The sequence below is a fragment of the Sphaerotilus sp. genome, assembly GCF_041083715.1.
Classification (GTDB): domain Bacteria; phylum Pseudomonadota; class Gammaproteobacteria; order Burkholderiales; family Burkholderiaceae_C; genus Sphaerotilus.
In genome coordinates, this window is record NZ_JBFPGY010000335.1 from 1 (window position 1) to 19,023 (window position 19,023).

At 68.9% G+C, this 19,023-nt stretch carries 17 protein-coding genes and 1 riboswitch; of the genes, 9 read left to right on the forward strand and 8 right to left on the reverse strand.

Annotation, left to right across the window (positions count from 1 at the left end; genetic code table 11):
• The 4 genes from AB3X43_RS15635 to AB3X43_RS15650 all read left to right on the forward strand — a co-directional run.
• Positions 1–105: proton-translocating transhydrogenase family protein (locus AB3X43_RS15635; RefSeq protein WP_369430805.1), on the forward strand; the 105-nt coding region annotated here is incomplete at its 5' end.
• Positions 102–1,526 carry an NAD(P)(+) transhydrogenase (Re/Si-specific) subunit beta gene (locus tag AB3X43_RS15640; RefSeq protein ID WP_369430790.1) on the forward strand — a complete coding sequence of 475 codons (1,425 nt, stop codon included), beginning with the start codon at positions 102–104 and terminating at the stop codon, positions 1,524–1,526. The genes AB3X43_RS15635 and AB3X43_RS15640, both read left to right, overlap by 4 nt.
• A gap of 108 nt (positions 1,527–1,634) precedes the next feature.
• Positions 1,635–3,308 carry a long-chain-fatty-acid--CoA ligase gene (locus AB3X43_RS15645; RefSeq protein ID WP_369430791.1) on the forward strand — a complete coding sequence of 558 codons (1,674 nt, stop codon included), beginning with the start codon at positions 1,635–1,637 and terminating at the stop codon, positions 3,306–3,308.
• A complete protein-coding gene (locus tag AB3X43_RS15650; protein WP_369430792.1) occupies positions 3,305–4,066 on the forward strand; it encodes a 5'-methylthioadenosine/adenosylhomocysteine nucleosidase in 762 nt (253 codons plus the stop codon). Before AB3X43_RS15645 ends, AB3X43_RS15650 begins: the two co-directional genes overlap by 4 nt.
• On the opposite strand, the gene AB3X43_RS15655 is transcribed toward AB3X43_RS15650, so the two are convergent.
• Positions 4,047–5,546 carry a M20/M25/M40 family metallo-hydrolase gene (locus tag AB3X43_RS15655; RefSeq protein ID WP_369430793.1) on the reverse strand — a complete coding sequence of 500 codons (1,500 nt, stop codon included), beginning with the start codon at positions 5,544–5,546 and terminating at the stop codon, positions 4,047–4,049. The two genes, AB3X43_RS15650 and AB3X43_RS15655, sit on opposite strands and share 20 nt — an antisense overlap.
• A gap of 124 nt (positions 5,547–5,670) precedes the next feature.
• On the opposite strand from AB3X43_RS15655, the gene AB3X43_RS15660 reads away from it, so the two are divergent.
• Positions 5,671–6,825, forward strand: coding sequence for a GGDEF domain-containing protein (locus AB3X43_RS15660; protein ID WP_369430794.1), 1,155 nt, complete (start codon positions 5,671–5,673; stop codon positions 6,823–6,825).
• 10 nt (positions 6,826–6,835) lie between these two features.
• Here the strand turns inward: AB3X43_RS15660 and metW are convergent, their stop codons facing one another.
• Positions 6,836–7,420 carry a methionine biosynthesis protein MetW gene (gene metW / locus AB3X43_RS15665; protein WP_369430795.1) on the reverse strand — a complete coding sequence of 195 codons (585 nt, stop codon included), beginning with the start codon at positions 7,418–7,420 and terminating at the stop codon, positions 6,836–6,838.
• On the reverse strand, positions 7,417–8,556 hold the full coding sequence (metX, locus tag AB3X43_RS15670; protein ID WP_369430806.1) for a homoserine O-succinyltransferase MetX: 1,140 nt from the start codon (positions 8,554–8,556) through the stop codon (positions 7,417–7,419). Before metX ends, metW begins: the two co-directional genes overlap by 4 nt.
• A 56-nt stretch (positions 8,557–8,612) precedes the next feature.
• A riboswitch (SAM riboswitch) is annotated at positions 8,613–8,685 on the reverse strand.
• A 238-nt stretch (positions 8,686–8,923) separates the two neighbouring features.
• Here metX and AB3X43_RS15675 point away from each other — a divergent pair.
• The gene (locus AB3X43_RS15675; protein WP_369430796.1) at positions 8,924–9,706 is read left to right on the forward strand and encodes a sensor histidine kinase; all 783 of its coding nucleotides are present in this window, start codon (positions 8,924–8,926) and stop codon (positions 9,704–9,706) included.
• 13 nt (positions 9,707–9,719) lie between these two features.
• On the opposite strand, the gene AB3X43_RS15680 is transcribed toward AB3X43_RS15675, so the two are convergent.
• Together AB3X43_RS15680 and AB3X43_RS15685 are read right to left on the reverse strand one after the other, a co-directional pair.
• A complete protein-coding gene (locus AB3X43_RS15680; protein ID WP_369430797.1) occupies positions 9,720–10,340 on the reverse strand; it encodes a glutathione S-transferase family protein in 621 nt (206 codons plus the stop codon).
• An 83-nt stretch (positions 10,341–10,423) separates the two neighbouring features.
• A complete protein-coding gene (locus tag AB3X43_RS15685) occupies positions 10,424–12,007 on the reverse strand; it encodes a GGDEF domain-containing protein (RefSeq protein WP_369430798.1) in 1,584 nt (527 codons plus the stop codon).
• 495 nt (positions 12,008–12,502) lie between these two features.
• Here AB3X43_RS15685 and AB3X43_RS15690 point away from each other — a divergent pair, with 495 nt between their 5' ends.
• Entirely contained in the window at positions 12,503–13,372 is an 870-nt protein-coding gene (locus AB3X43_RS15690) for a hypothetical protein (RefSeq protein WP_369430799.1), read from the forward strand.
• Here the strand turns inward: AB3X43_RS15690 and AB3X43_RS15695 are convergent.
• The 3 genes from AB3X43_RS15695 to AB3X43_RS15705 all read right to left on the reverse strand — a co-directional run bounded on the left by AB3X43_RS15695 (position 13,363) and on the right by AB3X43_RS15705 (position 16,664).
• Entirely contained in the window at positions 13,363–14,109 is a 747-nt protein-coding gene (locus tag AB3X43_RS15695) for a hypothetical protein (protein ID WP_369430800.1), read from the reverse strand. The two genes, AB3X43_RS15690 and AB3X43_RS15695, sit on opposite strands and share 10 nt — an antisense overlap.
• Positions 14,110–14,210: 101 nt before the next feature.
• Positions 14,211–15,347, reverse strand: coding sequence for an iron-containing alcohol dehydrogenase (locus AB3X43_RS15700; RefSeq protein WP_369430801.1), 1,137 nt, complete (start codon positions 15,345–15,347; stop codon positions 14,211–14,213).
• A 42-nt stretch (positions 15,348–15,389) separates the two neighbouring features.
• Positions 15,390–16,664 (reverse strand): DUF445 domain-containing protein, encoded by a 1,275-nt coding sequence (locus AB3X43_RS15705; RefSeq protein WP_369430802.1) that lies wholly within the window; start codon positions 16,662–16,664, stop codon positions 15,390–15,392.
• A 174-nt stretch (positions 16,665–16,838) separates the two neighbouring features.
• Between AB3X43_RS15705 and AB3X43_RS15710 the strand changes: the two genes are divergently transcribed.
• Both AB3X43_RS15710 and pobA read left to right on the forward strand, forming a co-directional pair.
• Complete coding sequence (locus AB3X43_RS15710) at positions 16,839–17,630, forward strand: IclR family transcriptional regulator domain-containing protein (protein WP_369430803.1); 792 nt, start codon at positions 16,839–16,841, stop codon at positions 17,628–17,630.
• A gap of 22 nt (positions 17,631–17,652) precedes the next feature.
• Entirely contained in the window at positions 17,653–18,867 is a 1,215-nt protein-coding gene (gene pobA / locus AB3X43_RS15715) for a 4-hydroxybenzoate 3-monooxygenase (protein WP_369430804.1), read from the forward strand.
• Positions 18,868–19,023 lie beyond the last annotated feature (156 nt).

Genomic DNA, 19,023 nt, shown 5'->3' on the forward strand with positions numbered 1-19,023 from the left:
GCCGCGGTGAACGTCTTCGGCGGCTTCCTGGTCACGCGCCGGATGCTGGAGATGTTCAAGAAGAAGGACAAGAAGGCCACCTCCGCCAAGGGAGAGCACGCATGAGCCTCAACCTCGTCACCCTGCTCTACCTCGTCGCGAGCATCTGCTTCATCCAGGCGCTGAAAGGGCTGAGCCACCCGACCACCTCCATCCGCGGCAACCTGTTCGGCATGATCGGCATGGCGATCGCCGTGCTGACCACCGCCGCGCTGATCGTCAAGCTGGCGGCCGGCTCGGCGGGCGGCATGGTCTACGTCTTCGCGGCGCTGGTCGTCGGCGGCGGCGCGGGCGCCTACATGGCCAACAAGGTCGAGATGACCAAGATGCCGGAGTTGGTCGCGTTCATGCACAGCATGATCGGCCTGGCGGCGGTGTTCATCGCCATCGCGGCGGTCGCGGAACCCTACGCCTTCGGCATCGCCGCCAAGGGCGTGGAGATCCCCGGCGGCAACCGGATCGAACTCGCGCTCGGCGCCTTCATCGGCGCGGTCACGTTCAGCGGCTCGGTCATCGCCTTCGGCAAGCTGAGCGGCAAGTACAAGTTCCGGCTGTTCCAGGGCGCGCCGGTGTCCTTCCCCGGCCAGCACAAGCTGAACGCGGCGCTCGGGCTGGCGTCGCTGTTCTTCATGTTCGGCTTCTGGCACTCGCAGAGCCCGGTGGACTTCGCGCTGATCTGCGCGCTGGGCTTCGTGATGGGCGTGCTGATCATCATCCCGATCGGCGGCGCGGACATGCCGGTGGTGGTGTCGATGCTCAACAGCTACTCGGGCTGGGCGGCGGCCGGCATCGGCTTCTCGCTGAACAACGCGATGCTGATCATCGCCGGCTCGCTGGTGGGCAGTTCGGGCGCGATCCTGAGCTACATCATGTGCAAGGCGATGAACCGCTCGTTCTTCAACGTGATCGGTGGCGGCTTCGGCGGTGACGCGGCGGCGGCGACGGGCGGCAAGGCGGAGGCCCGGCCGGTCAAGAGCGGCTCGGCCGACGACGCGGCCTTCATCCTCGGCAACGCGGAAACCGTGGTCATCGTGCCCGGCTACGGCCTGGCCGTGGCCCGCGCCCAGCACGCGGTGAAGGAACTCGCCCACAAGCTCACCGCCAAGGGCATCACCGTCAAGTACGCCATCCACCCGGTCGCCGGCCGGATGCCGGGCCACATGAATGTGCTGCTGGCCGAGGCCGAAGTGCCCTACGACCAGGTCTTCGAGATGGAGGACATCAACGGCGAGTTCGGCCAGGCCGACGTGGCGATCATCCTCGGTGCCAACGACGTGGTGAACCCGGCCGCGCTGCAGAAGGGCTCGTCGATCTACGGCATGCCGATCCTGGAGGCGTACAAGGCCAAGACGGTCATCGTCAACAAGCGCTCGATGGCCGCCGGTTATGCCGGGCTGGACAACGAACTGTTCTACATGGACAAGACGATGATGGTGTTCGGCGACGCGAAGAAGGTCGTCGAGGACATGGTCAAGGCAATCGAGTGACCATGATCGATTGAGATCGCCCACCCTCGGGGGTGGCGCGGGGTGTATCCCCTGATGACCACCGCGAGGGTGTCGGCCAGAATAGTCTCCGGATATTGGAGACCCCGAATGGAGAAAATCTGGCTGAAGCACTACCCCGCCGGCGTCCCGGCGGAGGTCGACGTGGCCGGCTACCCCTCGCTGGTGGCCCTGCTGCAGGAGAGCTTCACGAACTACCGCGAGCGGCCTGCCTACCGCTACATGGGGCAGTCGCTGCGCTATGGACAGGTCGATGCCCTGTCGCGGGCCTTCGGCGCCTGGCTGCAGTCACTGGGCCTGGAGCGCGGCGACCGGGTGGCGGTCATGCTGCCGAACGTGCCGCAGTACCCGGTGGCCGTGGCTGCGATCCTGCGCGCGGGCTATGTCGTGGTGAACGTCAACCCGCTCTACACCCCGCGTGAACTGGAACACCAGCTCAAGGACGCCGGCGCCAAGGTGCTGGTCATCCTGGAGAACTTCGCGCACACGCTGCAGCAGGTGCGCGCGACGCTGCCGGTGAAGACGGTCGTGCTGGCGTCGATGGGCGAGCTGCTGAGCTTCCCGAAGAGCACGGTCGTCGACTTCGTCGTGCGCCGGGTGAAGAAACTGGTGCCGGCCTACGAACTGCCAGGCGCCGTGCGCTTCAGGGACGCGGTGGCGGAGGGCCGCGCGATGTCGCTCCAGCCCGCCGCGGTCGGCCCGGACGACATCGCCGTGCTGCAGTACACCGGCGGCACCACCGGCGTGAGCAAGGGCGCCGTGCTGCTGCACCGCAACCTGGTCGCCAACGTGCTGCAGTGCGACGCCTGGTACCAGCCCGCACTGCAGAAGCTGCCGGCAGGCGAGCAGCTGGTGCAGGTCTGCGCGCTGCCGCTCTACCACATCTTCGGCTTCAACACGAACATGATGCTGGGCATGCGGGTGGGCGCCTGCAATGTGCTGATCCCCAATCCGCGTGACCTGCCGGGGCTGCTCAAGGAGCTGTCGGGACTGAAGTTCCACACCTTCCCCGCGGTCAACACGCTGTTCAATGCGCTGGCCAACCACCCGGATTTCAACCTCGTGGACTGGAGCCACCTGCTGATCTCGGTCGGCGGCGGCATGGCGGTGCAGCAGGCGACCGCCAAGCTCTGGCTGGAGAAGACCGGCTGCGGCATCTGCGAGGGCTACGGCCTGTCCGAGACTTCACCGACCGTGAGCTGCAACCCGACCGACAGCAAGGCCTACACCGGCACCATCGGCCTGCCCCTGCCGAACACCGAACTGGCGCTGCTCGACGACGACGGCCACGAAGTCCCTCCGGGCACGCCGGGTGAGATCGCGGTGCGCGGCCCGCAGGTGATGGCCGGCTACTGGCAACGGCCGGACGAGACGGCCCAGGTCATGACCGCCGACGGGTTCTTCCGCACGGGCGACATCGGCCTGGTCGATGCGCGGGGCTACTTCCGCATCGTCGATCGCAAGAAGGACATGATCCTGGTGTCGGGTTTCAACGTCTACCCGAACGAGATCGAGGATGTGCTGACGCAGATGCCAGGCGTGCTCGAATGCGCCTCGGTCGGCATGCCGGACGCGAAGACGGGCGAGGCGGTCAAGGTGGTGATCGTGCGCAGGAACCCGACCCTGACCGAGCTGGACGTGCGCGCCTACTGCGAGCAGAACCTGACCGGCTACAAGCGGCCGAAGGTGATCGAGTTCCGCGACGAGCTGCCCAAGACGCCGGTAGGCAAGGTGCTGCGGCGCGAGCTGCGCGGCAAGGCATGACGGTGCGCCGGCCGGTCGCCATCGTCAGCGCGATGGCCGAGGAGCTGGCCGCGCTGCTCGCCGAGACAAGGGATGTCACGGTGCAGACCCATGCCGGCCGGCGCTTCCATGCCGGCACGCTGCACGGCGTACCGGTGGTGCTGGTGCTGTGCGGCATCGGCAAGGTGGCCGCCGCACTGACCACCACGCTGCTGGCCGAACGCTACGCGCCACAGGTGCTGGTGTTCACCGGCGTGGCCGGCGGGCTGGGTGACGGCGTGCGGGTCGGGGACGTGGTGGTGGCCGAGTCGCTGCTGCAGCACGACATGGACGCCTCGCCGCTGTTCCCGCGCTTCGAGGTGCCGCTGACCGGGCGATCGCGGTTCGACGCCGATCCGGCCCTGACCGCCGCGCTGGCCGAGGCGGCGGCCGCCGTGCTGGCCGCGCCAGGCCACTACGGCTCGGACGCGCAGGCGCTCGGCGTCACGGCGCCCGCGCTGCACCGTGGCCTGGTCATCAGTGGCGACCGCTTCGTCAGCGCCGCAGCCGACTGCGCCGGGCTGCGCCAGGTGCTGCCCGCCGCCCTCGCGGTGGAGATGGAAGGTGCGGCGCTGGCCCAGGTCTGCCACGATCTCGGCCTGCCGTTTGCGGTGCTGCGCACCATCTCGGACCGCGCCGACGACAGCGCGCACGTCGATTTCCTGCGCTTCATCGACGCCGTCGCCGCGCACGCCAGCGCGGCGATCATCGGCCACTGGCTCAAGGGTGGTCGGCAATGACCTGCGCGACCGCAGCCGTGAGCCGACGGGCGTAGGGCACATCGAGGAACTCGTTCGGCCCGTGGGCATTGCTCTTCGGGCCGAGTACGCCGCAGACCATCATCTGCGCCTGTGGAAAACCGTCCTGCAGCAGGTTCATCAGCGGGATCGTACCGCCCTGGCCGATGTAGCCGACCGGCGCACCGAACTGCGCCTGTGACGCCGCGTTCAGCGAGGTTTCCAGCCACGGCGCCAGCGCCGGCGCGTCCCAGCCGCTGGCGCCCCATGCACCGGCGCGGCCATCCGGGTGGAAGGTGACGCAGGCGTTGTACGGCGCATCGAGTTCGAGCAGGCGCTGGAGGTCCTCGGCGGCGTGGTTCGCATCCACCGTCGGCGGCAGGCGCAGGCTGAGCTTGAACGCGGTGTGCGGGCGCAGCACGTTGCCGGCGCTGCCCAGCGGCTGCAGGCCGTCCACGCCCGTCACCGACAGCATCGGCCGCCAGGTGCGGTTGAGCAGCGCCTCGACCGGGTCGGCGGTCATCGGCAGCACCGGCGTGCCGTCTGCGCCGCAGGCCCAGGGCTGGCGCTTCCAGACCTCGTCGCCGAGCACGGCGGCGGTGGCCTGCGCCTGCGCCAGCCGGTTGGCGGGCACCTCGACATGGAACTGCCGCGGCAGCAGCCGGCCGGTGGCGCTGTCCTCCAGCCGGTCCAGCACATGGCGCAGGATGCGGAAACTCGACGGCACCACGCCGCTGGCATCGCCGGAATGCACGCCCTCGTCGAGCACCTCGACCTTGAGCGCACCGCTGACCAGCCCGCGCAGCGAGGTGGTCAGCCAGAGCTGCCCATAGTTGCCGGCGCCCGAGTCCAGGCACACCACCAGACTGACCGCGCCGAGCCGCTCGCGCAGCGCCTCCAGGTAGGCCGGCAGGTCGCCGGAGCCGCTTTCCTCGTCGGTCTCGATCAGGCCGACGATGCGCGGATGCGGGATGTTCTGGGCCTTGAGCGCCTCGATGGCGGCGATGGCCGCATAGACCGCATAGCCATCGTCCGCGCCGCCACGGCCATAGAGCCGGCCGTCGATCAGCTTCGGCGTCCAGGGGCCGAGGTCACCACGCCAGCCAGTGAACTCGGGCTGCTTGTCCAGGTGGCCGTACATCAGCACCGTCGGCGTCTGCGCCACGCCGACCGCGGACTCGGGCCGGGTGGCCGCGACCTCGAACAGCAGCACCGGCGTGCGCGGCCGCCCCGCCTCGTCGGTGAGCCGCACGATCTCCAGCGTCAGCCCCGGCACACGCCGCCCCGTCACCCAGTCGGCCGCGCGGCGCACGACCGTGTCGAGGTGGCCGTGGGCAACCCAGTCGGCGTCGAACATCGGACTCTTGGCCGGGATGGCGATGTAGTCGTGCAGTTCACGCACGATATCGCGGTTCCAGGTGTCGTCGACATGGCGGCCCAAGGCGGCAGCGTCCGGGCGGAGAAGGCGGTCAGGTGCATGCATGGAAGGCAGTTTAGGCCGGTCTTGGCGCATTTCAGCAGCAGATGCGCGTCGATTGATCAAGCTCTATGCACCGGCACAGGGCTGTGTGAAACAATACGTAAACGCGTGACACACGGTCCCTCCAATGAAAATCAAGACGCGGATCAATCTGGTGCTCAGTGGTGCGGCGCTGGTGGCGATGGCGGCCATTGGAGGAGTGTCGTACCTGAGCCTGAAGACCGAGGCGCTGGCCACGGCGCGGCGCGAAGCCGAACTGCACCTGCAGGCCGTGGACGCCACCCGGGCCTATGCCGTCGAAATGCTCGTGCCGGGCGCGTGGGATCCTGGCAGCCCGAGCGACGCGCGCCTGCTGGCCCAGGTGAACCGCCACTACGCCGGCCATGACTACACGGAAGTCCGTCTGTCGGGCGATTTGCAGCCGGATCCCGCGCTGCAACCGGTCATCGAGCGTTTGCGCATCCATCCCGAGGAAACCGTGCTACAGATGGGTGACCCTACCTCCAGTGCACGCCTGACCTTCGTGCGCTCGCTGCACGAGGCCGCGCCAGGTGCCGCCGGCACACCGACGCTCACCGGACTGCAGCTGGTGTCGATGCCGACGGAGCTGCCGATGCACCGGGCGCTGGAAGCGTTCTGGCGCCAGCTCGCCGGCATGGCGGCCCTGGTGGTGGTGCTGTTCCTGGCCCTCAATCTGATGCTGCGCCGGCTGGTGGTGAACCCGGTCGACGTGCACCAGCGCGCGCTGCGCCGGCTGGCCACGCAGGACAGCCTGACGGGCGCCACCAACCGCCGCGGGTTCATGGACCGGCTGCTGCGCGCGCAATCCGAAGCGGAGGCGCAGGCCGAGCCGCTGTCACTGGTGATGGTCGATCTGGACCACTTCAAGCGCATCAACGACGAGCACGGCCACGGCGTCGGCGACGCCGTGCTGCGGGAGGTGGCGCACCGGATGCGGCGCCAGATCCGGCGGGCCGACCTGCTGGGACGGCTCGGCGGCGAGGAGTTCGCGATCCTGCTGCCCGACACCGACTTGGCCGGCGCCCGCACGCAGGCCGAGCACCTGCTGACCGCGCTGCGCAACCAGCCGTTTCCGACGGCGGGCCAGGTCACCGCCAGCCTGGGTGTGGCGCAGTGGAATGGCCGCGAGGCGGCGTCCTCCTGGCTGCACCGGGCCGATCTGGCGCTCTACGAGGCCAAGCACCTGGGCCGCGACCGGCTGGTGGTGGCTGAAGACCTCGACACCGACCTGCTCTCGACCCGGCCGGGCCGGCTGGATTGACCGTGCACGCTCAACGCCGCTCGAACTTGAACACCGCCGTGCTGGCGCGCAGGTTCGGGGCGTGGCGCACCACCTCGCCCTCGTGCAGTCCGAAGGCGTCGAGGATGCGCAGGCCGTTCTTCTCGGCCAGGATGCGGAAGTCGGCGAAGGTGCCGACGCGGATGTTGGGCGTGTCGTACCACTGGTACGGCAGTACCTTCGTCACCGGCATCCGCCCGCGCAGCACCTGCAGCCGGTTCGGCCAGTGCGCGAAGTTGGGGAAGCTGACGATGCCGATGCGGCCGACCCGCGCCGTCTCGCGCAGCATGGCCTCGGTGTTGCGCAGGTTCTGCAGCGTGTCGAGCTGCAGCACGACGTCGAAGCTGTTGTCCTCGAACAGGCTCAGCCCCTCTTCGAGGTTGCGCTGCAGCACGTTGACGCCGCGCTGCACGCATTCCAGCACCTTCCCGTCGTCCAGCTCGACCCCGTAGCCGCGGCAGTCGCGCTGGCCACGCAACAGCGCCAGCAACGCACCGTTGCCACAGCCCAGGTCCAGCACGCGGCTGCCCTTGGGCACCAGGGCGGCGATGATTTCCATGGCCTGGCGGTTGCTCATGCGCGGACCTCCCCGGCGATCTCGGCCGCAATGTTGTCGTAGCAGGCACGCACCACACCGTGGTAGCGCGCATCGTCCAGCAGGAAGGCGTCATGGCCGTGCGGCGCATCGATCTCGGCGTAGCTGACGTCGCGCCGGTTGTCGAGCAGCGCCTTGACGATCTCGCGCGAACGCAGCGGGCTGAAGCGCCAGTCGGTCGTGAAGCTCACCACCAGGAACTTCGCCTGCGCGCGGGAGAGCGCGGAGGACAGGTTGCCCTCGAAGTCGCGTGCCGGGTCGAAGTAGTCGAGCGCGCGGGTGATCAGCAGGTAGGTGTTGGCGTCGAAGTACTCGCTGAACTTGTCGCCCTGGTAGCGCAGGTAGCTCTCGATCTGGAACTCGATGTCCTGGGTCGAATACGACAGCTCGGCCGAGCGCAGCGTGCGGCCGAACTTGGCCTCCATCGAGTCGTCGGAGAGGTAGGTGATGTGGCCGATCATGCGGGCCACGGTCAGGCCGCGTTTCGGCACGACCCCATGGGCATAGAAGTGGCCGCCGTGGAACTCCGGGTCGGTGACGATGGCGCGGCGGGCGACCTCGTTGAAGGCGATGTTCTGTGCCGAGAGGTTGGGCGCCGAGGCGATCACCAGCGCGTGGCGCACCCGCTCGGGGTACTGCAGCGTCCAGCCCAGCGCCTGCATGCCGCCGAGGCTGCCGCCCATGACCGCAGCGAGCTGCGTGATGCCCAGCCGGTCGAGCACCCGCGCCTGCGCATCGACCCAGTCCTCCACCGTCACGACGGGGAAGTCGCTGCCGTAGGGGCGGCCGGTGTAGGGGTTGGTATGCATCGGGCCGGTCGAGCCGAAGCAGGAGCCCGGATTGTTGACGCAGACGACGAAGAAGCGGTCGGTGTCGAGCGGCTTGCCGGGGCCGATCAGGTTGTCCCACCAGCCGATGTTCTTCGGCTGGTCGGCGTAGACCCCGGCGACGTGGTGGCTGGCGTTGAGGGCGTGGCACACCAGCACGGCATTGCTGCGCGCAGCGTTGAGCGTGCCGTAGGTCTCGTACATGAGCGTGTAGTCGCGCAGCACGGCACCGCTGCGCAGCGGCAACGGTTCGGCAAAGTGCATCTGCTGCGCGGAGACTGGACCCGGCATCGACATGGAGAGGCTCCTGAAAAAAGACCGGTCACCACCATCGAGGCAGTCACCGGATCGTCGGGTGCCCCTCTTTAGCGGTATTTGTAGAGCGCCCGCAATCCGGACCAAATCGGCGCTGTGGTCGGCCAGTGTAGCGCGGCAGGGCCGCGCAGCACGCGGTTGCACGACTCTGCGCTATCGGGGTGGACCGCCTCCCCGAGACTGGTGGTGGGCAAGCCCCGGTGTCCCCTTGTGCCCGGGATGGGAAGCCACTGCCCGGGTTGCACACAATTGTTACAGCCCGGTTCGATCCGCCACCACGCTGGTGGCGTCGGACGCCCGTGCCCTTCCACCCCATCCCGCAACCATTCCTGCACCCCCTCTCGTGACCCTGTTTGACCTCCCTGACTGGCCAAACGATCCCTGGCTGCTCGCACTGTGCACGGTGGCGGCACTGGCCGTGGCAGGACTGGTGTGGGTCCGCTGGACACCGGGCCAGTGGCGGCGGCCCTTCGAGCCGAGCAGCGGCTGGCCCGGCAGCCACAGCCAGAACCGCTCTGCCTCGATCGGCGAAGTGCAGGACCGGCTCGGCCTGCAGTTGCTCACTGCGCGCACCATGGCGCAGACCGGCGGCAGCATGCCTGCCGGCACACGGCTGCAGCAGCTCGACCACCAGCTCGCACAAGCCCTGCTCTCGCTGCGCCTGATGCGCGACGCGATGCGCAGCGAACCAGCCTCGCTCGCCGACGGACTCACGGGGCTGCAGGCCCATTTCCAGCCGGTGCTGGCCGAACGGGGGATTCGACTGCACTGGGAGCTGACACCACAGGCCGAACAGGTGCGGCTGTCGGCACGGGAGCGGCTGCACCTGCTGCGGGTGGTCCAGGAAGCGTTGGACAACGCCGTGGCGCATGCCGGGAATGCGACGCTGGTGTCGGTGTCCTGCCGTCTGGTCGCACCACGCGGGCAACGCCCGAACCTGACCCTGGTGGTGCAGGACGACGGACACAGCGCCGGAGCCACGGTCCACGCGCAGCGGCCCGACTTCGTCTGCACCGGCACCGGACTGGCCAGGCTGGAGCACCAGGCCACCGAGATCGGCGCCCGATTGGCCATGGGCCCGGGGCCGGACGGCTGGGTGGTGGAAGTGGCGCTGCCGCTGGAGTGACGGCCGACCGCCGTCAGGGCGTCGGCGGCAGCGTGTTGGCGAAGCTCGGGCGCAGCGAGAGCTTCTGCATCAGGCGCGCCAGATTCGGGTGCTCCTCGCGCCACGCGATCTGCGGGAAGCGGAAGTCCAGATAACCCAGCGCGCAGCCCACGGCGATGTCGGCCAGCGAAGGGTGCAGCCCGGCGAACCAGGCACGGTCCTCCAGGCCCCGACCCAGCGCCAGCACACTGGCGTGGACCTTGCCCATCTGGCGGTCGATCCAGGCAGCGCTGCGCTCGGATTCAGCCCGGCCGGGCCAGGTGTTCTCCAGACGCGCCAGCACGGCGGCGTCGAGCAGACCGTCGGCCAGCGCCTCCCACGTGCGGACCTCGGCGCGCTCGCGGCCCTTCTCGGGGATGAGACGGCCGACCGGCGACAGGGTATCGACGTATTCGACGATCACCCGAGAGTCGAACAGGGTGTCGCCACCCTCGAGCATCAGACAGGGAACCTGACCGAGCGGATTGGCTTCATTCAGACTCGACGGGTCGGACCAAGGGTCTTCCAGCACGAGCTTGTAATCGAGTTTCTTCTCCGCCAGCACGATGCGCACCTTGCGTACATAAGGGCTGGTGAGCGAGCCGATGAGTTTCATGAGCAGGCGTGGAATGTGTATTTTTCGAGGGGAAGTCCCTGACCCATTCTAGCCGCCCGCCTTGGCCGAAGTGCAACGGCGTATCAGGCCGCGATCTGCCGGTGCTGCAGACGCCCTGCGCGCATTTCCTCATCGCACCGCCGCATCAGCGTCTCGATCGTGTCGCCAGGACGCGCCTGGGCATGGCTGATGCTGACCTGCACCACCAGCCCGTCTGTCAGCGCCGACCAGTCGTGCGCCAGCACCGCCTCGGCAATGCGCTGGCACACCCGGGCCGTGTCGTCCGCCGATGAGCGGTGCAGCAGGACAGCAAATTCGTCGTGCGTCCAGCGGGCTGGCAGGTCACCAGCGCGCAAGGTCTCGCGCAGCAGGCGGGCCACCGCACACAGCACACGGTCGCGGATCAGCGGCGCATGGCGTTCGGCCAGCTCATGCAGGCCGGTCACGCCGACCTGCAGCACCGAGCAGCGCGCCCGCGACAGGTCCATCGTGCGCAGCATCTCCTGGGCCAGCTGCAGGAAGTAGCCGCGGGCGTGCAGACCGGTCAGGCTGTCGTCCGGCGGCAGACTGAGCCGGGTGCGCGACCGCAGGTCCCGCTCGCGGGCCATGGCCAGGAACTGCGCCAGCCGGGCATGGCTGGGCAGCGCCCGCTCATGACCGCCGACGCAGCGCTGCTGGCATTCCCGCGCGACGTCGAGCGCCTGGGCGTGCTTGCCCTGCACCAGCAGCAGGCTGGTCAGCAAGCGGGCACCCTGCTCGGCCAGCGCCTCGTGCGACAGGCGGTGGGCCTCGTCGAACACCCTGCGGGCCGACGCTTCGGCCGCCGACCACGCCCGCTGCTTCAGCGCGATCTCTGCCGCGGCCCAGACCGCCAGCAGATCGAGCCAGGGTCGCTCATCCTGGGTCAACGGCCGGATGGAGGCCAGCTGGACCCGGGCCCGCTCGGCTTCGCCGCGCCAGCAGGTCAGCAGCACCTGCACCCAGCCGAGCTGGAAGCGCCCGACACGCTGGGCCACGGCATGCAGCCCGCCTGGCGCGGACCCGCACAGCCGCAGCACCTCGGCCACCGTGGCCTGCACCGCCTGGCAGGAGACGCCATCGGCTTCGCGCTCATCCTGGCGGATGCAGTGCCAGGCCTGGGCACACGCGCGCTGGATGAGCAACTGGACGGGCCATTCGGCGCCCGGCAGCTGACGCGCCTGGGCCAGGGCCGTGTCGAAACTGTCCAGCGCCGCTGCGTTCTGGCCCGCCCAGCAAAAGGCCTGGGCCAGCGCCTCGGCTGCCAGCGCGCGGTCGTCCGCGTGCATGCCGTCATCGGCCAGATGGCAGGCCAGCAGACCCGCCTCGATGGCCTCATCGTGTCGGCCCAGCGCCATGGCCGCCGCACAGGCCAGCACCCGGGCCTGCACGAGGTCCCGGTCCGAATCGCCAGCGTCCAGCAGAGCCATGGCGCGTCGGGCCGATTCCAGCATGTCAAGGTAGGCGGACTGGAACTGCTCGCAGCGCGCCCGGTGCAGCCAGCCACGCGCCTGGGCCCGCACGTCGTCGCAGGCACTGGCCTGCGCGATCATTTGCAGGGCCTGCAGACGGCAGTCTCCGACAGCGCCGGTGCGCCACAAGGCGCTGCAAGTCGCGTCGAGTTCGTCCAGGCTCGGCAGGTCAGTCATGTGTTCCCCATCGTCCATCTTGTTGGTGCGGTGAAAGTTGCTTGGGCACGGTCTTCGAATCCACGGCCGGCAACACGAAAAATGACGCAAAGTATGGAATGCCCGGTCAAAGCAGCCTGCGCAGAAATGGACAATCTCCAGAAATTTCACGGAGAGACCCCACGAGCAAGGGACGCGCCTGGAAATAAAGTTCCTTGCATTTTCTGGTGCCGAACCGTGTTTCCTGGACGGTACGCTGCAGCAAGAATTGAATTCTCGCCTGACGGAGCGGGGCAGTTCGGTCGCCCCGCGGACAGCAGGACCATGGCCTCGATCCCGATTCACCTGTTACCAAATATTTCTTCCAACTTGAGAGCGCCAGGAGGCCATCCGCAGGCTCGAAATGGGTGGGATTCCTTTCAATCGCATGAACAACAGACTCGCCGCATGGGAATATGCCCCATGTTCTGTGCGAATCTGTGCACCTTGACACGTCCGAGAGACGGTTTTGACTGGATGAACACCATGATGCCTGTCCTGGCTGCTCCTGCTGCGGGGCGCGCGCGCCCTCCTGTCGAGGTGCCCGGTCGCTCCGCGATCCACTTCGACGAGGTACTGCTGGCCGCCGAGCGGTTGGCGCGGTGGCGCATCGGCGCCACCGTGACCTACCGCCCGCTGTGTGATGAATCGCCCCGCCGCGTCGCGCAGCGGCTGCTGTCCAGCCTCGCACCACTGGTCAGGCTGCGCTCGAATGTGCAGTTGCTGGTGCATGTGGCCGCGCTCGGCTACGACCGGGCACTGCTGCGCGACGTGCTGCAGGCCGCGCACGAGGCCTCCGTGTCGGTCATGCTGGACATGACCGTGCCAGAACGCTCGGATGCCCTGATGGACTGCGTCACCGACCTGCTGGTCGACCACACCGACTTGGGGCTGACGCTGTCATGCGACCGCGAACGCAGCCTGATCGACGTCGATACCGCCTGCGCCCAGAACCTGCGGCTGCGTCTCGTACATGAGCGCCGCGCCGAAACCGGTGCCGGCCGGCGAGCATCGGCCACGGCCTTCGCCCGCATGATCGACCGCGTGGCAGGCCGTGCCCGCCATGTCACCCTCGTCTGCCATGACCCGCAGATCGTCGCGGACAGCCTGGAGCGGCTGCGGGCCGCAGGCACGCCGGTGGCGCTGGAGCTGCTGCCCGAACTGCCGCACCAGGGCGTGCTGTGGGTGGCACGCACCCACCACCTGCCGATCCGCAGCTGCGTCAGCTACGGCCGGCCGCAGGCTGCGTCGCACTTCGGACCGACGGCACACACGCCTCGGGTGCTGTGGTGGTCCACGCTGAGCAACAGCCTGGGCACGCTGCTGCCCGCAGCCGGTCACGCCTGATCCTGCACGTCGTCGGGCAGCGAAGGAAGCTCCTCGCCCAGCCGGCGCTGCTCGCTCTCCGGCATCGGTACAGGGGTGGCCCGCGCCAGCGCCATCCACACCGGGAACGGCAACCCAGCCTCATGCGGCAAGGCCCGCACCGGCGCCGGCCGCAGCGTCTCCAGCACACCAGCGCGCATCTCCATCACGCCGCATTCGGGTGGAATGTCCTCCGCGCGGCCGATGCCCTCGGCCAGCACGTAGACCACGGCGCCCGCCATGTCGAGGTAGGCCGCCCGCTTGGTCGGGCGGCGCAGGTCGGACAGCAGGTCGGCGCGGCGCACCTTGATCTCGTGCACCACGGGTTGCAGGTAGGCCGCCACCGAAGTGCGGCGCACCGAGAAGACATCCGGCATCGCCATCTGCCAGCCTTCACCCTCTTCGGTGACCACGCGCGCGCGCAGCGACAACCCGCGCCAGGCGATCCGGCCCTCGCGGATCTGGGCCTGGGCGACCTGCTCGACCAGCAGTTCGTGGTCACTGCGCGCAGCGCGGTTGAGCGCAGCGGATTCGGCCAGCGTCTGGATGCCCGCATCGGTCACGCGCAATGTGCAGCGTCCGGCAGCGTCGTGCAGCCGCTCCAGCAGGCCCATGGCCAGCAGTTCCGCCTCGACGATGTCCTGCGCCGGCCAGCCGGCGGAGCGCCAGACTTCGCGCAGGCGGCGGCGGTGCAGGCTGGTGAGACGGGCAACGGTCATGGGCATGGGAGCGGCTGGGATGGCATCGATCATGCCGCAGGCTTCGCACGTCTGCACTGTCCGTGCGGATGGTGCAGCCACGCTGCGTGCCATGCGGCAATTCACATGGACAGACCGAGCATCGCCCGGTAATCGGCCGCATCGGCCAGGCGCGGGTTGGTCTTGTGGCAATGGTCGGCCATCGCGCCAACGATGATCCGGTCGAACAGCGTCTCGTCCACCCCCATCGCCGCCAGTCCGGACGGCAGCCCGAGCCGCGCATTCATCGCGTGGATCGCGGGGCCGATGTCGTCCGCAGCGGCCAGCCCCATCGCCTGCGCCATGCGTTCCAGCCGGCGCTCGCGCTGCACGGACTCGGCGTCGGCATTGAAGGCGATGACGGCCGGCAGGAAGACGGCGTTGAGCGTGCCGTGGTGCAGCCGCGGGTTGACGCCGCCCAGGCTGTGGCTGAGCGAATGCACGCAGCCGAGGCCTTTCTGGAAGGCCATCGCGCCCTGCATGGACGCGCTCATCATGTTCAGCCGCGCCTCGCGGTCCCGGCCGTCGCGGGTGGCGCGTTCGATGTGGGCCCAGCCACGGGCCAGACCGTCGAGCGCGATGCCATCGGCGGGTGGATTGAACGGCGCGGCCATGAAGGTTTCCATGCAGTGCGCGATGGCGTCCATGCCGGTGGCGGCGGTGAGCAGCGGCGGCAGGCCGCGCGTGAGGTCCGGGTCGCAGATGGCAGCCTTGGGCATCAGGTGCCACGAGTGGAAGCCGAGCTTGCGGCCGTCGTCCACGATCAGGATCGCGCCGCGCGCCACCTCGCTGCCGGTGCCCGCGGTGGTCGGCACGGCGATCAGCGGGGCGACGGCGGCGGTGATCCTCGGCGATCCGCCCTCGATCGTCGCGTAAGTAGTCAGCGGGCCGGGGTGGGTCGCAGCGATCGCCACGCCCTTGGCGAGGTCGATGCTGGAGCCGCCGCCCACCGCGACCAGCCCGTCGCAGCCCCCACGCCGGTAGACCTCGACGGCAGCGCGCACGGCGGACTCGGTCGGGTTGGACGGGGTCTGGTCGAACACGGCCACCGGCAGGTCGCGCAGCGCATCCAGCGCCGGCTGCAGCACGCCTGCGGCGCGCACGCCGGCGTCAGTGACGACCAACGGCCGGGTGATGCCGGTGCGGGCACATTCGTCGGCGAGCAGGCGCACGGCCCCGGACGCGATCTGGATCTGGGTGAGGTAGAGGATGAGCGACATGCCCGCATCCTAGGCAGCCAACCCGCTGGCCGCAGCACAGGATTACCCGAGCGCGCGCTCCAGCAGGTGCAGGGCCAGCCCGATCACGCCCCCCACCACCGTGCCGTTGAGCCGAATGAACTGCAGGTCGCGCCCGACGCCCAGCTCCAGCTCCTGCACCAACACGGCGTCCGGCCAGTCGCGCACCGTGCGGGCGATGTGCTCGCCGGCGCCTTCGCGCAGCGCGGGGGCCAGGTGCTCGACCGCCGACTCCAGATGCTCCTGCAGCGCCGCGCGCAAGGCGCCGTCCGAGACCAGCGTCTCGCCCAGCCGCTGCGCCACCACGCCCATCTGCGTGCTCAGGCGCGAGCCGGGCGTGGCCAGATCGTCCATGAGCCAGCGGCGCAGTTCGTCCCACAGGCCATGCACCTGCGCCTGCAGTTCGGGTGCGTGCAGCCAGCGGTTCTTGGCCTCGTTGATGCGGGCAGCGAAGTCGGGGTCGGTGCGCAGCCGCTCGATCCACTCGGCGACCACCGCGTCGAAGGCCAGGCGGCGCGGGTGCTGCGGGTTGTCATGCACCTCGCGCAACCAGCCCGCCAGCCCGCGCGCCGTGGCGGCCCCCAGCTTGAGTCCGAAGTCCTCCGGGTTGCCCATCATCGCCAGCCCGCGCAGCAGCATCGGGTACTCGCGCGCGGCGATCTCCAGCAGCATCGACGCCAGCGTGCGCTGTACCGGCTCGGTCTCGACATGGTCGGCGGCCTCCTGCAGCGCCTGGCCGAACAGCGCCTGGTGGCGGCCCTGCGCCGTCAGTGTCTCCAGCAGATCCCCGGCGGAGCGCGACAGGTCCAGTCCTTCGAGCCGGGCCGTCACGGCGCGCTGCATGGTTTCGCGCACACGGGCATCGTCCAGGCAGGCCACCACCTCGGACAGCACGCCCTGCAGGTGCCCGCCGAGGCGCTGGGCGTGGGCCGGCTGGCTCAGCCACGCGCCGAGGCGGCGGATGGGGTCGAAGCTGCGCAGCCGCGCGATCAGCATCGGCGTGTCGAGGAAGCGGTCGCGGATGAAGCCGCCGAGCTGGTCGGCGAGCTGCGCCTTCTTGCGCGGCACGATGGCCGTGTGCGGGAACGGCAGTCCCAGCGGCCGGCGAAACAGCGCGACGACGGCAAACCAGTCCGCCAGCGCGCCAACCATCGCGGCCCCTGCAAAGGCGGCCACCCAGTCCCAGGCACCGACGCGGTGCTGCGTCAACGCCAGGGTCAGCAGCGCGGCACAGGCCAGCAGCAGCGCGAGGGCAATCATCTTCATCTGGCGCAGGCGGGCTGCGCGGTCGACAGGCAAGGCGTTCGGCATCGGAGCAGGAGGACAGCAGTGGCAACCGCGCGATTGTGCGCGAACGGGATACCAAGCTGGTTGATGTGCGCATACCGCACGATCTGCGATTCAATGGGCGCATATCGCACCAACCGGTGCGTCCAGACCGCACCCCACTACCCTTGATTCAGAGCAGATTCCATGCGCACCCACCCCACCGACACCTCCACCGCATCCGCCATCGCGAACCGCGATCTGCTGGGTACCCTGGAAAAGGGCCTGCTGGTCATCGAGGCCTTCGACCAGGACCGCGCCCGGCTGACGATCAGCGAGGTCGCCGTGCGCACCGGGCTGACGCGGGCCGCCGTGCGACGCTGCCTGCTGACGCTGGTGCACCTCGGGTACGCGCAGCAGGACGAGCGGCAGTTTTCGCTCAGCCCCAAGGTGATGCGGCTCGGCCAGTCCTACATGCATTCGGCCAGGCTGCCGCGGGCGATCCAGCCGCAGCTGCAGAAGATCGCGATGGCGATGCAGGAGGCCAGTTCGGCGGGCGTGCTGGACGGGGATGACGTGATCGCCGTCGCCGCGGTGACCGCCGGACGGGTGGTGTCCTCGACGCTGCAGCCTGGCACGCGCGTGCCGGCCTATTGCACCGCCAACGGCCGCGTGCTGACCGCGTGGCTGCCGACCGCCGAACTCGACGCCTGGATCGCCCGCCAGGACATGCCGGCCCGCACCGTCCACACGCTGACCGACCGCCAGCGCCTGCGCGAGGAACTGGCCCGCGTGCGCGCCCAGGGGTATGCGCTGGTCGACCAGGAGCTGGAGCCGGGGTTGCGCACGGTCGCCGTGCCGCTGCGCAACCGGCGCGGCGAGATCGTGGCGGCCATGAATGTCAGCGTGCACGCCGCGCGTGTCCGCATCGAAGACCTGCTCGACCGCTGCCTGCCGATGCTGCTGCAGGCACAGGAACAACTCAAACCGCTCTTGTAGCGACCCCCTGGAGACGTTTCCCATGTCCACGCCCATCCCCATTCCACGCCGCACCCAAGTCGCCATCATCGGCGCAGGCCCGTCCGGGCTGCTGCTCGGTCAGTTGCTGCACCGCGCCGGCATCGACAACGTGGTCCTCGAAGCACGCAGCGCCGACTACGTGCTCGGTCGGATCCGGGCGGGTGTGCTGGAACAGGTCTGCGTGGATCTGCTCGACGAAGCGGGGGTCGGCGAGCGCATGCACCGGGAGGGGCTGGTCCACGGTGGCATCGAGCTGGCCTTCGCCAATGAACGCCACCGCATCGACCTGCAGACGTTGACGGGCGGGAAGACCGTGATGGTCTACGGTCAGACCGAAGTCACCCGTGATCTCATGGACGCGCGCGCGGACTCCGGCGCCCCCATCGTCTACGAAGCGACAGAGGTGCAACTGCACGACATCGACAGCGCCTCGCCGCGTGTGGGCTACACCCACGAAGGCGTGCGCCATGCACTCGCGTGCGACTTCATCGCCGGCTGCGATGGCTTCCACGGGGTGAGCCGGGCGAGCATTCCGGCGGAGCGGATCCAGCACTTCGAGCGGGTCTACCCGTTCGGCTGGCTCGGCATCCTGGCGGATGTGCCGCCGGTGGCGGACGAGCTGATCTACTCCAACCACGCACGCGGCTTCGCGCTGTGCAGCATGCGGAGCAAGACACGCGTGCGCCACTACGTGCAGTGTTCGCTCCAGGACAAGGTGGAGGACTGGAGCGACGCACGTTTCTGGGAAGAGCTGAAAAGCCGCCTGGACCCAGAAGCCGCCTCGCACCTGGTCACCGGACCATCGATCGAGAAGAGCATCGCGCCACTGCGCAGCTTCGTCGCCGAGCCGATGCGTTTCGGGCAGCTGTTCCTCGCGGGGGACGCCGCCCACATCGTGCCGCCGACAGGCGCCAAGGGGCTGAATCTGGCCGCCGCGGACGTGCGCTACCTCAGCCGCGCCTTCATGGAGTTCTACGCCGACAAGCGTGCCGCGGGCATCGATGACTACTCACGCAAGGCGCTGCGCCGCGTCTGGAAGGCCGAGCGCTTCAGCTGGTATCTGACCAGCCTGCTGCACAAGTTCCCGATGGGGGCAGGAGATACCGGTGAAGTCGGCCACCGGATGCAGACCGCAGAGCTGGACTATCTGGTGCATTCGACCGCGGCGATGACCTCGCTGGCCGAAAACTATGTAGGCCTGCCATTCGAGGAATGAATCAGGGTATCCCGGACATCGGGATATTCAAAATCTGTTCCCCCAAAGCAAAACCCCCTCTGACCGATGAGGATCAGAGGGGGTTTTTAGGTAGAAGCCTGACGATGACCTACTTTCACACGCGCGGTGCGCACTATCATCGGCGCTAAGTCGTTT